General features: G+C 61.6%; 1 protein-coding gene. It reads right to left on the bottom strand.

Annotation, left to right across the window (positions count from 1 at the left end; all coding sequences use genetic code 11):
• Positions 1-498 (bottom strand): AMP-binding protein (locus AACY52_RS30335; protein WP_339561384.1); only part of this gene is annotated, 498 nt, incomplete at both ends.

The raw sequence follows: 498 nt of genomic DNA, 5'->3' as shown, positions 1-498 counted from the left end.
ACCACGGTCGGCCGATAGCGCTTGAAAAAGGTCGCCGTCGTTTCTGGATCGGATTCGAAGAGAGCCAGGTGACCACAACCTACCGCCAACAGGGCGTGCCAGCCTGAAAGCACCCGAGCGTGGATCGCCGTTGGACAAGTTGCGAAGACGTCGCGTTTGGTCAAGAAGACTTTGTGGGCGATCAACTGAACGCACGCCTGGCCCGCCAGGCTGCGGCCAGTATGCATACACAATTTCGGCGTTCCGGTGGTGCCAGACGTGTGCGTGATCGCTGCCACATCATCCGGCGCGCGCGTATTGACCGGTGAGGGTGACGCCGAAGTCAGCTGCTTCAGACAAGTCGCGCCATCCATCGACCCATCAACGACGACTACATCGCAGCCTCGCTCGAGAAGCCGATGCCGTTGGATCGCGGCGCGATCGGCGATCACCAGCGGCTCGCCGAGCCGCTCGAGCAATGCGTCGATCGCGTCGGGGCAAAGCGTTGGCGATAGCAAT

This window comes from Pseudomonas sp. EA_65y_Pfl1_P113 (assembly GCF_963970525.1).
Lineage (GTDB): Bacteria > Pseudomonadota > Gammaproteobacteria > Pseudomonadales > Pseudomonadaceae > Aquipseudomonas > Aquipseudomonas tritici.
The sequence above is the reverse complement of the archived record's forward strand: the minus strand, read 5'-3'. Positions and strand labels throughout refer to the sequence as shown.